Annotated in this window: 11 protein-coding genes; all 11 read right to left on the bottom strand. The window is 42.6% G+C overall.

Annotation, left to right across the window (positions count from 1 at the left end; translation table 11 throughout):
- Nucleotides 1-3 precede the first annotated feature (3 nt).
- From JWQ54_RS07655 to JWQ54_RS07605, 11 genes are read right to left on the bottom strand one after another with little or no spacing between them, the layout of a single operon-like run.
- Nucleotides 4-1935 carry a right-handed parallel beta-helix repeat-containing protein gene (locus JWQ54_RS07655; RefSeq protein WP_299582558.1) on the bottom strand — a complete coding sequence of 644 codons (1932 nt, stop codon included), beginning with the start codon at nucleotides 1933-1935 and terminating at the stop codon, nucleotides 4-6.
- Complete coding sequence (locus tag JWQ54_RS07650; protein ID WP_299582555.1) at nucleotides 1932-2810, bottom strand: sugar phosphate isomerase/epimerase; 879 nt, start codon at nucleotides 2808-2810, stop codon at nucleotides 1932-1934. Before JWQ54_RS07650 ends, JWQ54_RS07655 begins: the two co-directional genes overlap by 4 nt.
- 6 nt (nucleotides 2811-2816) lie before the next feature.
- On the bottom strand, nucleotides 2817-4232 hold the full coding sequence (locus tag JWQ54_RS07645; RefSeq protein ID WP_299582552.1) for an acetylxylan esterase: 1416 nt from the start codon (nucleotides 4230-4232) through the stop codon (nucleotides 2817-2819).
- A gap of 9 nt (nucleotides 4233-4241) precedes the next feature.
- Nucleotides 4242-5381 carry an exo-alpha-sialidase gene (locus JWQ54_RS07640; RefSeq protein ID WP_299582549.1) on the bottom strand — a complete coding sequence of 380 codons (1140 nt, stop codon included), beginning with the start codon at nucleotides 5379-5381 and terminating at the stop codon, nucleotides 4242-4244.
- 47 nt (nucleotides 5382-5428) lie between these two features.
- On the bottom strand, nucleotides 5429-6157 hold the full coding sequence (locus tag JWQ54_RS07635) for a DUF3826 domain-containing protein (protein ID WP_299582546.1): 729 nt from the start codon (nucleotides 6155-6157) through the stop codon (nucleotides 5429-5431).
- An 11-nt stretch (nucleotides 6158-6168) separates the two neighbouring features.
- Nucleotides 6169-8919 carry an alpha-L-rhamnosidase gene (locus JWQ54_RS07630; protein WP_299582543.1) on the bottom strand — a complete coding sequence of 917 codons (2751 nt, stop codon included), beginning with the start codon at nucleotides 8917-8919 and terminating at the stop codon, nucleotides 6169-6171.
- Between the two features lie 26 nt (nucleotides 8920-8945).
- Nucleotides 8946-11753: a glycoside hydrolase family 2 TIM barrel-domain containing protein gene (locus tag JWQ54_RS07625; protein ID WP_299582540.1), complete on the bottom strand. Its 2808-nt coding sequence runs from the start codon at nucleotides 11751-11753 to the stop codon at nucleotides 8946-8948.
- Between the two features lie 7 nt (nucleotides 11754-11760).
- Entirely contained in the window at nucleotides 11761-13221 is a 1461-nt protein-coding gene (locus tag JWQ54_RS07620; protein ID WP_299582537.1) for a sialate O-acetylesterase, read from the bottom strand.
- Between the two features lie 3 nt (nucleotides 13222-13224).
- The gene (locus JWQ54_RS07615; protein WP_299582535.1) at nucleotides 13225-15075 is read right to left on the bottom strand and encodes a six-hairpin glycosidase; all 1851 of its coding nucleotides are present in this window, start codon (nucleotides 15073-15075) and stop codon (nucleotides 13225-13227) included.
- 1 nt (nucleotide 15076) lies between these two features.
- Entirely contained in the window at nucleotides 15077-16012 is a 936-nt protein-coding gene (locus JWQ54_RS07610; protein ID WP_299582532.1) for a glycoside hydrolase family 43 protein, read from the bottom strand.
- Nucleotides 16013-16022: 10 nt separating this feature from the next.
- Nucleotides 16023-17411, bottom strand: coding sequence for a glycoside hydrolase family 140 protein (locus JWQ54_RS07605; RefSeq protein WP_299582530.1), 1389 nt, complete (start codon nucleotides 17409-17411; stop codon nucleotides 16023-16025).
- Nucleotides 17412-17416 lie beyond the last annotated feature (5 nt).

Genomic DNA, 17416 nt, shown 5'->3' with positions numbered 1-17416 from the left:
CAGTTAAGGCTTTACGTGATTAATGGGCTGGTTGTCAGCGTTAACTTTAATACCTGTAAGCAGATACCGGTATTCAGGTTCCAATCCTGCCTGGTTTTTTATTTTATCGGCAACGTGCGGCCCGTTGTTCTCCCATACATTGCCGGGGCCGTTGGCATTCTTCAAGAATTTTTCAGTGGGGGTCCAGTTGTCTTTTACCGTAAAATAGGATGACCCTTCATCGGTATATAAGTAAAACCAATGTTGCGGGTCATGAGCATAGCTTACTTTATAGATGTTATCAATATAATTACTGTCAATAATCGAATTGAGTTGTGTCGATAAGGTATAGATTCCGGCAACATCATACATGTGTTTGGCATAATGATGCACCTTGTTTGCCTTGATGATATTATCGCTCATCGCATTAGCGGCCTTCGTCCAACCCCAGCCAACGCTTATCCCGGAGTAAGACACATCAGCAATCTCATTATGTGCTATTAGTATTCCCTTTACATAACCCGCGCTAATACCCAAGCAGCCCCAATCTTCGTTAGTTACATCTGTTACTAAATTGTTTTCGATATGTTCATTGGTACAAACTTCCAGCGGTTCCCGTGGATTGTATGGTAAATGGGTTTCAAAACCCTCGTCTGAATACATACCCACTTGTATTCCCGTTCCACCAATATCCCGAAATAAATTACCTTTTATTTCATCATCATGCGTACCCTTTACATAATCCAATCCTGTTGAGGCCAAATGATTAAAGGTGCAATTTTCAAAGCCGGTATGGTTTACATAGGTTAATTCAACTGCCGCGGGCGGGCGGCCAATCCAGGCCTGGTTTTCCAGGCCGGCTTTTTCGTGCGTTCCTTTAATTTTCAGTTTATACGCCTCCAGCAGGTACATGCCTGCCTGCAAAGGTACATGGCCTTGCAGGGATGGCCGCAGCCAGGTAGTATATACAAAGCTTAACCCTTTAAAAAACACGTAGCTTACGGGTCTTTCCAGCGTGCCCGTTACCTGTACTAATTTTTCAAGTGAGGGTGCAATTACTTTTGCGGCAGATAGGTTTTCGCCCTTACGGGGCCAGTAGTAAATTTTGCCGGCAGGCAAATCCTCATACCATTCGCCGGGTCGATTCAAAAACGATAAGGAATTAGTTAAATAAAAAGCCGAATTACCATTCATCTTATGATCCTTATCAATTACCGGGGCCGGCCAGGGATGTTCAAATTCTAAACGGCTTTCAGGCTGGTAAAAGGTAAGGTTAGCTTTATTCCCCTCAACGGTGATAGATTTCATCCGCAAATTAGCAATGGCCCACATTTGGTGGATTACCATTTCCATTTGACCTGGATCTTTTGGTAAGCCTACTTTAGGAACAGCTATGTATATTTCCTGCTTTACTTTATTTAAGGATAATATCCGGCCCATATCTTCATCGGTATCACTTTCCCTTGCCCTGACAGCCTTTTTACCATTGATCCAAAGTTGCCTGAACAATAAAGTATTACCGCCAACCTTCGGAACGTGTGCCTCCCAAACCCTGCCTTGTGCTTCGGTTGGTAAACCAGATATATGGATTGCGGCTCTTTTCCAATTATTTACTGCTGCGCCGCCGCTGATAACCGGCCTCGCATTCGGCGCATTTTCTATAAGGGTTGGTGATGAAGCCGTTCCTGAATCTTCCGGGCGAATGAACAGCGGTTCATCTAATATATATTCACCATCTTTTACGATAATATGAATCCCTCCTGCTACAGCAGCATACTTTAACCGGCGTAATTCGCGCGCCTGCCGTATTGCTGCCGCAATCGTCAGTTTGGGATAATCCCTTGTACCTGCATTCGCATCATTACCGTTTGGCGCCACCCATATTTCGGCAGCATAACTATTTTTGCCGAATACCGACAGTGTACAAATAAGGAATAAACAGGTCAACAATTTCATTTAGCCGGTTGAAATACTGATTTTACGTACGCGGTATTAGCGCCAAAATTCTTCTTCACATTTTTAGGGTCATTCGCATCGCGCGAACGTTCAATTACCAGCCAACCATGCCATCCCATTTGGTCAAGTGCTTCCTTAACTTTTAGCATATTAATTTTAGGATCATTTTGCAGCCACACGCCATCATCATCCGTACAGTGGATCTGTATGATCTTATCTTTGCCTAAAAGCTTTAATTCGGAATTTAAATCACGCCCGTTCTTTATCGCGTTTGAAAAATTAAAATAGCTTTTTATAGCAGGCGAACCTACATCCTTTAATAACTGCAATTCCCCTTTGGCATCAAGGGCGGTTTCTATGCCAATTACTACGCCCGCATCCTGCGCCATTTTACCTGCAATTTTTAACCGTTCAACCACCGCGGGGCGCAGCTCCGGGTTTTTAACCAGGTCGCTGTTCACCCCCATTGGCAAAAAAGCAACTTTAACATTCATTGCTTTCATGGTATTGATACAATCCCGCACAGCTTGTATAGCTGTGGGCCTTGTGGCAAACGACTGGGAGAAAAAACCGGTCATGGCGAGGGAACATAGCTCTACATTCAGTTCTTTCGCTTTGTTTAAAAATTGCAGCCTTACTGTGTCTGTCGCCCATTTATTATCAAAGGTTGGCCTGTCGCCTAAACCACCCATATCTACTTCTACGCCATCAGCGCCAATATCTTTGGTCAGCGGTATAGCTCCCAGCTTTTGCCGTTTTAATATCATGATGTCGGCAACAGCCACATTATACGCATTTTGGGCATGTGTTATTTCAGGCGATAGGCTAATACCCAACATTATGATGATGCCTGCAAAAAGTGATTTCCTGTACATTGTTTTTTATTTAGTGCCTGGTTCTCTTGGCGTCATTTCAAATACATGCTGTAAATTGGCTAAACCCATTACAGCATCAGGGGGTAGGTTTTGCCCGTGATCACCAAATACATACATTTTTGGTTCCTTTTCTATAGTTACCCCCGACTCATCAATGTTTCCATCCTTATCTTCAATAGCCTTAATATTGAGCCGGAAATTTTTCGCTACGAAGTGGTAAAGCGGAAAACGCTTCGATGGGCCGTAGTCATGTTTATCATTGGGTAAATGCACATTCTCCACCATATCGCTTTTACCATAGTACCCGTATATTTTTTTAAGGTATGGGAAATCATGTTCAGGCATGTGAGCGGTCCAATCGCTTCCGTCAGATATTAACAGTTGCGGATTTGGCGCCGCCATTGCTGCGATTTCTACATTATCGGTTCCGCCCCCGGCAAAGTGGATAGGCATGCCGCTTTCGCAGGGGCAGCCGCCATAAAAGTAACTGGAAACAGAAACAACCGGTGCGCTCAGCTTGATACGCGGATCAAGCGCTGCCATTAATACAGTATGACTACCGCCGCCCGAACCACCGCTGATACCTACCCTTGCGGGGTCAGTTTCCTTCAGGCTCAGCACGTAATCTAAAATACGGATAGCGCCTAAAGTTTGCACTACCTGTGCCATGCTTGTACGATGATCTTCTGCCTTAAATTGCAATAAGGATTCGCCCCAGGCAAAAAGGTCATAGCTGTAAGCCATACAACCCATCCTGGCTAAAGTAGCACAGCGAAGCTGGCAATCGGCACGGTAACGCTGCTTTTCCCAATGGCCGTCCGGGCTTAATATTACCGGTATCTTCCCTTTAATGTTTAAAGGCCGGTAAATTGATCCGTTAATATACAGGCCAGGCAAAATCTCGATAGCTATATTTTCTACCGAATAGCCATTATATATTCTTTTTGGCGTGATGATCGGTTTTGATTTAGGTCTTTCGGGCAAAGGCGACAGGTTAAGCGCCTTATACAGCTCCGGGCGAAGCAATGCTTTTCGCTGCTCCCAGCTTTTTACATCATGGTATAATTTAGCCATACTATCCAGTTTGTCCCAGCCATCCTTTATCGCCCAGTTATTATATTCATAATCCTTTAGCTTATACGTTGCCGCGCCTTCCTTATTTACCTTCATGTCCAGCGGAGCTAATACATTGGCAAGGGTTTCATCGGCCGTATTCCTAAAACGCCAGTCTGCATAGGTTACTACTTTATCTTTAACCTGCGCTTCAGAGTATTTAATTTTAACATGGAATCTGGCCTGTATTTCATCCAATACTTCCTTCAATTTTTTTTTATACTGATGGTCAGTATCCTGCTGCGCCAGCAATACTATTGGCAATAACAGTAACACGTTTATCAGGATACCTGATTTTAAACTTCTCATGGTTTTAAATTAAAGATCCTTTGTATCCCCTTGTACTACCGGCGGGGTATATCCGTCAACTTTTGGCCATTCGCCATTTTTAATTTCTTCAAGCACCAGTTTCGACGGATCAATCACCACATGCTTAATACGCTCCCTGCGCCAGGTATAAACTATGTGCACCAGGCCGTCAGTCGTTTGTATTACAGACGGGTAAGAGTATTGGCTGATCGGCGAATCTTCCAGTATCAATGCCGCATACCACGTTATCCCATCATTGGATACCGCAACGTTAAGCGGGGTTCTTGCCCCTTTTGTTTCTTTTCCCGGTGGTAATACATGATTATAAACCAATAACTGGCGGCCATCCTTTAAGGTAACCGCATCAATACCCGAGTTATTATTAGGCAGGGCCGATGGTTTAGGCGCTGTCCAGGTATTGCCGTTATCGCTCGACCATGCCTCGTATATGGCACGGTTTTGTGTACGGCAAAGCATTTGCACCTTACCATCCTTATGCAATAAAATTGCTGGTTGTAAAGCTTTAACAGTTTTACCATCATTTAATGGCGGAAGTATTTTCCAGCTTTTACCCTTATCAGATGATAGCTCAAAATGAATTTTCGCGCCATCAATTTCTGTACCTGACGGCGACAGCAAATTGCCATTGCTTAGTCTTACCGGCTTATTTTTTACCGGTCCAATTACTCCATCAGCCATTGCCGTTTGGGCTGACCAGGTTATGCCGCCATCTTTAGATGTTTTAACATAGCCTTTCCATGTAGCGGGCTTAGGGCCTATCTTGTAAAATAGTAACAGGTCGCCATTAGGCACCTGGTAAAGTATGGGGTTCCAGCAGGGATAGCGCAGCGAATCATTTTGTATACCATTAGCAACGTTAATAGCTTCTGTCCATTTTCCATTTACCGCTCGGCTCACCCAAATGCAAACATCCGGGTTACGTTCTTTAGTACCGCCAAACCATGCCGCTACTAAACCATGCCTTGTTTGCGCGATAGTTGCTGCATGGCATTCGGGATACGGGGCCTGTGTATAAATAAATTCATCCGTAATTATCCCGTGCCGCCAAACAGCCGATGGCTGCGCCTGCAATTGAACTGCCAATGCAAGGGATAATATCATTACTGCAGCTAAACTCCTTTTACACATATTTATTTACTTTATTGGTATCCCGCACATTTAATGGTTAGCGTACTTTATTGGTTACCGGCCTGTTTGGCCGCAGCTTCGGCTGCTTTTTTAGCTTTGATCATATTGGTGTAGTCACCGTACATTTTATGCCAGTTGCGCCCGTTAGTATTCAGGTATTGTTCGTTTTTAGTTTTATAGATCTCAAATATCGTCGAGATCTGCTTGCTGCCCTTAAAATCAATAGCCTGTTCACGCGCTTGTTTAAGGTTAACCAGTATAGCCGCTTCTTCGGTCGGGGTTAGATCAGGTACTATGGCTTTATAACCATTTAATGTAAACGCTACCTTGCCTTCTGTATATTTATCCAAAATAACTTCCACCTGTTCTTCTGTTAAATCTTTCCTTAATCCTGCCATTAAATCCTGGTGTACTGTTTTAGGTATAGCCGAATTGGCAATGACCTGGCGCTCCAGTTGGTTTAACGGCTTCCCGGTTGCAGGGTCAATGCCAGCAGGAACGGTAGTATAAGGATGTTCGTTGTTCCAATCACGAACAGCTTTTAAATGAATGGCAATTACTGCGCTTACACGGGCTTCTTTATCCTTGTCATTCAAGTTTAGGAACGTGGCCCATTCAACGGCTTTTTTATCTATATCCGTGTCTGATTTAGCTTTCACATCTGGTGATATTTGAATTGCTGCCGTTGCACCTGCCGACTGCGTTTGTCCCATAGCCGAAAAAGATACGCCCCCTATTATAAAAAGCAGACTAAATAATGTTGATTGAATTTTCATATTGATAATATTTAATAACCTTGTTTAAAATTTAAATTATTTACTGTAAAATCATAATCTCCCGATCCCACCTCTATCCTAACCCTATCTTTATCCTTGCCTAAATATTTTATCCCATTTTCAGCTTTCAGGCTTTTTCCATTGTCTTTTATATCATTCAGGTTAGTAACGGGCAAATAAATTATTGCCTTTGAGTTGGGGGGGATGGTTATATTCCACTCGAAATTCCCGGTTTCCTTTTTCCAGTTGCTTTTTACTAAACCGTAAGGCGTTTGGTAGGATGCTTTTACATGATCTAAACCATTAACACCTATTGCTGGTTGCATAACAATAGTTTTAAAAGCGGGTTCTTTAGCCTTAATACCGGCCAGGTCCTGGTAAAACCAGGCAATAAGATCGCCGAGCAACATAACGTGGTTGCCTGAGTTCATGGATGGGTTAGCGGTATCCCCATTCCATAATTCCCATGTCGTTGTGGCACCGCGTTTTACCATATACCCCCAACTGGGGTAATCATCGTTGCCCGCAATTTTGTATGCAATCTCCGGACGGCCATACTCGGTTAATCCCCTCATCAGCCATTGCGTACCGATAACGCCTGTACTGATATGGTCGCCGGCTTCGCCAATTTTATTAACAATATTGTTAAACACCTTTTTACTGCTCCCGTCCGGCACCATACCGAAATACAGCGGCAGCAAGTTGGCCGTAACCGTATTATTGTCATATTTTAAGGTATTTTTATCAAAAAATTTCCGGTTAAAAGCGTTCTTCGTTTTAAATGCTAATGCCCCAAATTGCTGTTTGTCTGCAGGCTTGTTCATGATCGTTGCAAAACGCTGCATAATGGTCATGAAATGATAATAGTAAGCAGTAGCGATCAACTCTCCATTGGTATTACGTGAAGAGTCTTTTGAATGGATCAGTTCCGGCGATTCAGGCGGTACACACCAATCGCCATATTTATCCTTGGTCATCAGGTCGTTTTTAACATATTTCTGCCGCATATAACTGAGCCATTTCTTCATGGAGGCATAATGTTTTTCAAAGGGGGCCTTGTCGCCAAACTGATCATACAACATATCATTGATCAGGATATAGGTTCCCGGCCACGTCATGTTATCGCTGTAATAATTCCAATAAGCAGGGGCTACATCCGGTATAGCGCCGTCCGGCTTTTGCGCCTGCTCAATATCATCCATCCATTTGGCGTATGAATTCTCATTATCAAACACAAAGCTTTCACCTAATGAGCCTACTGCACGGTCTCCCAGCCACGGCATACGCTCATTACGCTGCGGGCAATCGATCGGCATGCCTTTATAATTGCTTAGTATTCCCCAATAAGCGTTTTTGTAGATATGGTTAATTAACTCATTGGAAGTTTCAAACTGGCCGGCATTGGCCATATCATCATAAATTACCTGACCCTCAAAATCGGCCAGATCAGGAGTGCCGGGATAACCGGTAACTTCTATATACCTGAAACCGTGAAATACAAATACCGGGTGCCATATTTCTTCGCCTCCGCCTTTTAATGTATAAACATCTGTTACTTTAGCATCTCGTAGGTTGGCAACATATAATTCACCATTGCTTTTTAGGGTTTCCCCATACCGGAGCGTAACTTTATCACCCGGTTTACCTTTCACCTTCATTTGTACCCATCCCGCCATGTTTTGCCCCATATCCATTATCCATGTACCCGGCTTAAGCAGGGTGATCTTAATAGGCATAACTGTGGCCATTACTTTAACTGGCTCGTTCATCTGCGCTTCAACCCTGCCTCCGGGTGATCCAACCAGTTCAGCTTTTAACCATTCGCTTTCATTAAAAACAGGGGTATTCCAGCCGGTAAATTCTTTAGTCGCGTCATATTCCTCACCATCATATTCGTTATCGGTACGGATAGGGCCATCGGCCGTAAACTTCCAGCTATTATCACTAATGATGGTTTGCTTACTTCCGTCCTGGTAGGTGATTTCCAGTTGTAACAGCATTTTTGGGAACCCGAATTCCTTGATCTTTTTAGGTTTGTATTTTGGCCGCATGGTAAAGAAACGGCCGTTACCTAATACAGTGCCAATAACGTTCGCACCGTTTTTTACCTTATCGGTTACATCAAATGTATTGTATAATACAGACTGGGTATAATCCGTTGGCGCTTCGGCTAAAACCTGATTACCAATAATTTTTCCGTTGATATATAATTCATAGTGCCCAAGCCCGACAATATAAACTGTCGCGCTTTTAACCGCTTTAACGGCTTCAAATCCCTTACGGAAATATCTTGCCGACAATCGTGAAAACTTAGAAACACTATCCCAGGGGAAGCCATTTTCATAACCTATCCATTTTGCTTTCCAATCTGTGGCAGTTAATAAACCCACACTCCAAAAAGCAGGTTGGCTCCAGGGGCTTTCCCCTTTATTGGTCCATACTTTAACCTTCCAGTAGCAGTGGGCGCGGCTGCTGAGTGGCTTACCGGCATAATTGATCATAATAGATTGATCAGCAGCAACTTTATACGAATCCCATAAATCGCCCTGTCCGGAATTTAATTTTTCGGGCGATGAGGCTACCATAATTTGATAAGCGGTTTGTTGTATGTTACGCTGGTCGCTGGTCAATTGCCAGCTTAAACGCAGCCTGGCTGTGCCTATCCCCTGCGGAGCTGTGCGCATTTCACATTTCAGGTTCTGTAACCCTATTCCGGCAAAAGCAAAACTGCCGAAGCAACAAGTTAATATACCTGTTATCATATATATATATATTACTCCCCTTTTCATTATTTTCTCGAAAAATCAAAATATAAGGTAAGTGACAATGCGCGTTCTATATCTTTGTTATAATCAAAATACTTGTTTTTCATACCGCTGGGGCCAAGCACCTCCGGTTTTTGAGATTTAGTCCCGATAGGCGGTATCCCATGCATAAACGAAATATCTCCGGATGGAAAAGGCGGCGCGGTATTATAAGCGTTCTTTGGGCTTGCCGGGGTGAACAATCTCAAATAAATATCCTGGCTGGCACAAACTATCGTAAAAGGCTGACCGGTTGTGTTCAACCTCATCCAGTACAAGTTGGCATAATACCCTTTAAACTCAGGATATATGAGTGGGGTATTGTCGAGGCCGGTAATGGTATTATTATAGGTTTTGTCCCATACATTCAGTTGTGTTCCTTTTATACGGTTTTTCCAAACACGATATGGCCCGGCACCCATATAGGTTATCCCTTTTACCTCCTTTTCAGGATAAGAAAAGCTTAAACCCATTAATGTTGATTCTTCGCCAATATTCCAGTATTTAACATCAAGCTTTACCCAACCAGACGGATAGATCGTCCATTTTAATTCCTGTTCATTTGTTTTTTTCCCGAATTCAGCCGCTATGACCAGTTTATCCCCGTCATAATGATTCGTAAGCTTTTGAAAACCGGTATGATCTTCACCTTCTGCCAATACAGGGCCATCGGTAAAAGGAATGTCCCCTTTAGGGTTTTTCACTTTTTTTAATTGACCTGAATTACGATTGAATTCAAGCTCGATCCCGTTGGCGCTTACTCTATAAAGTGAATCCGTTTCTGTTATTACCGGCTTGCTGCCTCCTAAAAGATTAACTATGCGCGCGGCAATAGCGGCAGGTTGTTTAACAGGAAAGCTCCAGGTAAAAAGTTCGTGCTTATAGGGGTCAAAAGCAGTAACATACAGCACATCATAGCTTTGCCACCCTGCGGGCAAATACAGCTCCAGATTGCCATATTGGCCGGGTGCAACATCCGGCGACGTTATTGAACCTATTTGGGTTGACGCTAATTTTTTTTGATATGGATTATTCAGTTTTGCCAGCTTATAACTGAAGGTACATTGCTTTAAATTTGTATAGAAATAACGGTTTTCCAACCTTATTTTCCCATTAAACTCCGGTGTTATTTCCCAGGTCTCGATATGCACCGGGCTCCAAACTTCTTTTATGGTATAGTAGCTTCCTTCTTTTTCGTGATATGGCCCAAGAATACCATCAGGCCCGTGATCACCATCAGAATCCAGTTCGCCATTTTTATCGGTACGTACCACTGCTTCGTCCGAAAAAACCCATATAAATCCACCGGCAGAAATTGGCGTATGCCACATCAATTCCCAATAATCATCCAGGCCCGCGCCTGCCCCGCCATCATATAATCCGTGCAAAAACTCCGTAGGGAAAGCTACCTCGTGCCCATGTAAATTGGTATTGGTACCATAATCATAATTGATATAATGCTGCGTATTAGTGCCCCTGAAAATTGTCCACGGATGTATTAACGGGCGTTTCTGAATATCAAGGTCTTCAAACAAATGGTCAAGGTCAAAGTTAAACCCGCCTTCATTCCCATTATCCCAGATTACGATAGATGGATGATTAACATCCCTTTCAATCATTTCCTTTACCAGCTTTGAACCCACATTGGTATCATAATTATGGTGCCAGCCGGTAAGCTCATCCAGCACAAATAATCCCAGCGAATCACAAGCGTCCAGGAAATGATCGTCGGGCGGGTAATGGGACATCCGCACCGCATTCATATTCATGTCTTTTATCAGCTTAACATCAGCAATGCTCACCTCTTTGCTGGTAGTCCTGCCTGTATTTGGCCAAAATGACTGGTGGTTTACACCTTTAAATTTGATCTTAACATTATTTACATAAATACCATCCTGCTCCCGCAGCTCAATTGTGCGAAAACCAAAACGTTGCTGTACCGTGTGAACCGTTTTACCCCGGGCCTTTAAAGTGAAGACAACATTATATAAGTTCGGAAATTCAGGCGACCATAATTTAGGTGCTGCCAGGCGCGTTTTGATATTTACTGAAGTATCGCCGGATTTAACTTTAACTAAAAAAGGAACGCCCGTTTTTTGTCTGTTTAAGTTATATAATTGACCGGTTACCGCATCCGCATTACTTATATCAGCTAATTTAATATTAGCCTCAAAGCGGCCATCAGCTTTAGCATTAACAGCAACCAGTTTAATATGCTGATGAGGGAAAGCTTCCAGGTACACCGGCCTGAAAATTCCTCCAAATACCCAAAAATCGCCTTTTCGCTCTGCCGCGTTAACAGAAGCATTTGCAGATTGCTTGGCTACCGTTACTTCCAGTAAGTTAGATTGCCCATAGTGAAGCAATTTAGTAATATCATATTTAAACCTATAAAAAGAGCCTTGGTGGATGCTGCCCGCCTGCTGGCCGTTTATCATGACTTTTGTATCCGTCATGGAACCATCAAACACTATATTGATATCTTTTCCTTTCCAACTTGTGGGCACGTTAAGTTGGTATTTATACATACCTTTTTCCCTGCCTTTAAGGGTATCCTTGTCCAACCCATAATTATATTTTCCAAATCCCTGCAATTCCCAGTTAGATGGAACCGGAATGGTTGTCCACTTACCCGAATTACGGCCTTCTGTTAAATAGAATTGCCAGTTAACCGTATGGTCGCTGCCCGTACCTGATAGATATACTTTTTCTGTTTTTTGTTGCGCATACGTTGTTAGGCTTGCTATCATTAGCAGTACATATACACTTAATTTAAAACAGGTAGTTCTCATTTTTATCTTAATTATCAGCAGGATTAAATTTCAAAGGGTTATTGGTGCGGAAAGGCATTGCGGGCAAACCAGCCTTATTAAATAAATTTGGCTGCGCATCTTCGGTCCAGCCAAAGCGAACTGCTACAGGCGCGGTTACCGCGGGTGATGAAACAATTACCCTGTTGCCCTCAATACTCGCGTTAGCCTCTGCAAATTTTCCGTCCTTCCCGGCAATGGTAAAATAGTTAAGCGGTTTTTTATCATGGCTTTCCAACCCGTTAGCTGTATATTTAAAGCTGAGTATGATCTTATTACCGCTAATTTTCATTGACTGGTATACAGGTCCGGAATATACCAAGTTCTTTTTTCCATAAGTTTTAGCGAGCGCCAATAACGCCAGCCGACGGCCCACTTCCCATTTGAAAGGCGGGTGCAGGTTTTTTATATCATCATTTAAATCAGATGTTTCAATCATACCGGTATGAGGGACTTTTAACGCTATACTTTGCGCCTCCCAAAACGCAGGTTCAGTTTCAGGGGTTATGACCAGTTTGGTAGTCATTTTTGAATAATAATAAGGCACTATCTGCACATAGTAAAACGGCAAATTCTGCTCCCCCCATAAATCTCGCCAGGAATTGATCAATAACTTCATTTTATGGGTATAACTAATCGTTTCGGTAACATTAGACTCGCCCTGGTACCATAAAAACCCGCGTATCGCTAAAGGAGCTAACGGCTCAATCATTTTATGATAAAACTTACCATGATCATTCCCGGCAACCGCGCTATCTTTTCCTATACTTTTAAAGTAAGCTGAGTTTTCAAACGCGCTTTCTGGTATCCAGGGTTCAATACGGCTTCCACTTATTGCCGCGCAAATAATACCTACCGGTACATGCAGCTCCTGGTTTAATTTTTTAGCGAAGAAATAACCGGCGGCAGAAAATGCTCTCAATGCTGAATCCTGGGCTACGCTCCATCTTGAGTGTTCAGGATCAGCCTTTATTAAATTTTTTTGTGTGACCAAAAATATGCGTATAGCCGGATTATGAGCCTTTTCCAGCTCATCAACCGGTGAATTTGCAGTGCTGGTATCCGGCTTATTTACTTTGCTGTTTTTACGCATTTCATAAACCATATTGGATTGCCCGGAGCAAATCCAAACCTCGCCAACTAAAACATTATTAAGTGTTATGGTATTTGTACCAATAACCATTAACGCCGCAGGTTTGTCTGAGCCCGGCATAGGATCAAGAATAATTTTCCAGCTTCCGGCAACATCAGTTATTGTATTTTTAGCTTGCTTGCCAAATTTTACAGATACCTTTTCGCCAGGCATGGCTGTACCCCAAATTGGATTGGGTTTATCGCGCTGAAGCACCATATCATTACCCAATATTTTAGGCAGCGTTATCTCGGCAGAGCTACTAAAACAGCTTACCATTAAAACCATCAATAAATAAAGCCCATCTATCCTTCGCATCGGTTAAAAATTACTGGTTTTGAATGATTTAATATAAAACACTGCCGGTTTAGCGGATTCACCTGCTTTGGGCAGATCATAATCCTGGTCAGTAGGCGTATCTGCATTGGGAAAGCGCCTCACCCCGCCGGTGCGGAAAACCACACGTTTTATCGAATGCACCGGTGCAAAAAATAAATTGGTAAGCACATCTTTACCATCTACGTTAATAGTATAAAAACGGGTATCGGTATTTAATTTCAGCGTAATATGATAGGGCTTATTGGCCTCATACTTTTTCAACACATTTTTATTACGATAGCCTGCCTTTGATGTAAATGCCCCTGTTGAATCCAGGGTAAGCCGTATAGCCTCGTTGCCCTTTTCATCCTGGAACTCAATATCTAACATGCCCGTATTAGCTTGCCCTGCAACCAGCGTAAAATCAGTTATTAATCTTTTTGATGTCGGCACTACGCGTTCCGCCTTTGCATAGTCGAAATTATCATGGTCATTTAATGCCAGTACGCGTGTGCCATCCGCCATCTTTTCTATCCCTGCATGCGCCCATAACGGACTAAAAACATTCCATTTTTCCAGCTCTTTTCCGGTGGGCATATCATTAAACACCTCGTTAGCATGTTCCGCGGCTATATCGGTAACCGGAACAGGGATGGATGATACCCAGATATCTTCTTTATTCATGCTATAAGTAACCCAAAGTTTACCATCCGGCGGCGTGCCGTTGCCTTCTTCAATACCACGGGTATACTGCGGGCCGTATGATTTATAGGCACCGCCGTAGCGCATCGTAGATATTTCGCCATTAACCAATAAGAGATTGGTATAATCCAGCCCATCCTTACTTACAGATGTAGCCAGTGGCCAACGAAATTCCGACGGATTATAAACGGTAGCATACTTACCGTCTGATGTACGCTGCCCCCATATTTTGGCATTACTGGTTACAAAGTGGGGCGCTCTTGCCGCGTTAGTTGGCCAGGTTTTACCATTATCTGTACTGATAGAAGTCAGCGCGAATTTCCATAAACCTACCACGCGCCCATCAGGCAAATGATAAAAGTTAAATGCCTTATAATCTTTATGAAAAGGAATTAGAGGATCTTTTCTGTCTGTTTCCTCAAACCATTGCATCATCATTAACGGATCAGCCATTAATTCATCACAGGCTGCTACAAATCCTTTATCCTTGCTGGTTTTGTAAAAGGGAGAGGAAGTATTTTGCTCGTTCCACGGTGGATTATAATGTATAAAATAGATGGGGCCATATTTACCGCTGGGGTATACTTCCCGCACCACACGGCCTATTCCCAACCCATCATTCGGGTCATCATGCCCGTCCAAACATATCCCGTAAAAACCAAGCACCAGCAGTCTTTTTGATTTGGATACGTACCATCCCATACGCTGGTGCATTACGGAATACAGATCCTTAGCAACTCCCTGATGCCCGGGCTTGGTAGTGCCATCAGGTATTTTATAGGGAGGAAAAACAACCGTTGGCTTTGACCATGTTTGACCATCTTTTGAAGTAATAACCAATGTTTGACCGGGAGGAACACTTTCCCCTACCTTATCACTTAAATATTCCACATAAAAGGCATTGTTCCAGTAGCATAACATGGGTGCATGATTATAAGTGAACCCAAAACCGTCCGCCAGTTCGGGATGCTCACGGTTTGCCCTGAATATTTGCATGCTATGTACACCTACAACCGGGCTTAGCTGCCCGTGGTGATAATCTACATTTACTATAGTATTACCGCTATAATGTACCGTGTCCTGCGCCTGTAATGCAAACCACCACCCTGTTAAACAAAACGTCACTAAGAATACCTGCCAATTCCTGTTCATTTCAATTAGTTGCTTTTGCAGCCTGTTTCAATTTTTCAAGCGTTTTTTTATTTACTTTAAAAATAGTACCGTGCTTATGTCCTTCCGGCACTTTCACTTCGTATGCTATATTGGTAAAGGTTTTAAAATCAGTTGTGCTCATAGCACCAAATCTTTTAAGCCGATAGGAGTCATAGTAGATCAGCCAGTTATTGCCTGCTTTTGTTACTGTTGGCCCTTCACTATACATTTCAGTAAATCGTTTGGAAAAATTGGTATATGGGCCCAGCGGGTGAGCGCTGAAAGCGACCAGTATATTCCGGTTTAGCCTTGTATTATCCTTCATTACCAATACATAATCATTTTTAGCACGTTTAACAATTTCAGCATCTATCACACTAAAACCGGGATCAAGAAATAATTGGGTTGGACTAAAGCTTTTAAAGTCTTTGGTGATTGTATAGTATAACCGGTGATTATTATTTTCATCCTCCTCCCCTTTTGCAAAGCGGCTAGGTATGGTAGATGCAAACACAATAATAAATTGCCCGGCTTCATCGTCATAAAACAATTCAGGCGCCCAGGCATTTACGGCAGTTGGCTCGTACGGCATTACATTAATATGCTGTTGAGCCGACCAATGGATCAGATCCAGCGAACTTGCATAACCAATTCCTTTATCATCCTTCCATCCGGTTGTCCAAACCAGGTGGAACATACCATCGGCCCCCTGGCAAATAGACGGATCACGCATGATCTTTGCCTCTCCTGCTTCTGGTTTTAAAAAGGTATGATTCAGGTCTGTCCAGTGGTAAGCGTCATAACTGTATAAAAATCGTAACCCTTCATTTGCCGGTTCATGAAAAGAAGTAAATAGGTATACACTTTTGCGGGTACCGCATGCTAATAAAAACATATAGAAAAAACTTAACAACGCATATTTATAAACTCTGTTCATGTGCTTATTATTAAATAGCATCAAGTATTAATACCCAATCATTCCCGTTCTTTTTCTCGCCAGGGGGATTAAATTTAAGCAACTTTGATGTAGCAAATGTTCCCACGGACGTAATTCGCCCGTTACGAGGATTATACCATGATACTTTTATATTAACGCCGTTCAGCTTTTCAGTATTGATCTTCATTTCCCTACCGTTATAAGTATAAATGAAAGCATACTTTTTCCCCCTTGTGGCTATTAAGCGGTTATATTTTTTACCTTGTTCACCCGCGATTAATGACTGGTCAGGTATACGTTCAAAATATGGCCTGGAAAGCATCAGGTTCTTTAAATAAACCATTTGTTGCGCTCCGGGATCATTAATGGATTGATACCAAAAGCCTTTTGAGCCATAAGAACTAGTTTTATCTGTTGACTTGTGCATTTGCATCACATCATTATTGCCATAAGTATAACCGCAGGCACCGGCAAATACAGACCAATAACCATAGCGCCGTATATCAGCATCGGTCCAGCGGGGCAATTTTATATCATGTAAACCATACGGTATTTTTTCGTAGGATGGTTCTGCATCCAATGTTGGCTTTACCGGTTCTTTATGGTAATCAACCTCTGCATACCGCCAGTTATCCTCACCATAATGCAGATCATTCCTTGAAGTGTCCTGACTATAATTACGGTGCCCGGATTGAAATGAATTAAAACTTAACCATGGCTGCTCATGAAACCAGGTAGATGACTGAGTTCGTCCGCGCGGATGATAAGTAATCAAAAAATCAGGATCTAAAGCATGTAAAGTGTTACCAATAGTATTCCAAACCTTTGTTGAATCTGATCCTGCTATATCGCCGCCATTCATCCAGATCACATTTGATCTGTTCCTGTATCTTTTACCTAAAAATTCAGCATACGCTTTTGCCTGTAATGAATTAATATGCTGACCTTTAACAACGGCCCCCCATACGGGTACCAGCGCTACATATAATCCCCTGTTAGCCGCTTGTTCAATAACCCAATCAATATGGTCCCAGTAATCATATTCTTTAGCCTTACTAAAAGTGTTGCCGGCAGTAACTCTGGGGGCAGCCAAATTTTTATTAACCAATGCAGAGTCGCCATAAGCATTTACTTCGGCGATATTATGCACAACCATCAATTGTATGACATTAAATCCTTGTTTGGCCCTTATATCCAGGTATTGTATCGCATCTTCTCTTTTCAGTTTTGAAAACAACAACCATCCCGTATCGCCTAACCAAAAAAAGGGTTTATTGTCAACTGTAAAATAGCGATGATTTTCGGCTATTTTTAAAGTGGGCAAAAGACTGATGGTGATGCTTTTGAAGGACAACCACAAACACGATGCTATACCGATCAGGAGTGATTTTTTTAACATAACTG

It is taken from the genome of Mucilaginibacter sp., assembly GCF_028288225.1.
Taxonomy (GTDB): domain Bacteria; phylum Bacteroidota; class Bacteroidia; order Sphingobacteriales; family Sphingobacteriaceae; genus Mucilaginibacter.
Note: the sequence above shows the minus strand (reverse complement) of the source record. Positions and strands in the feature narration are given on the sequence as shown.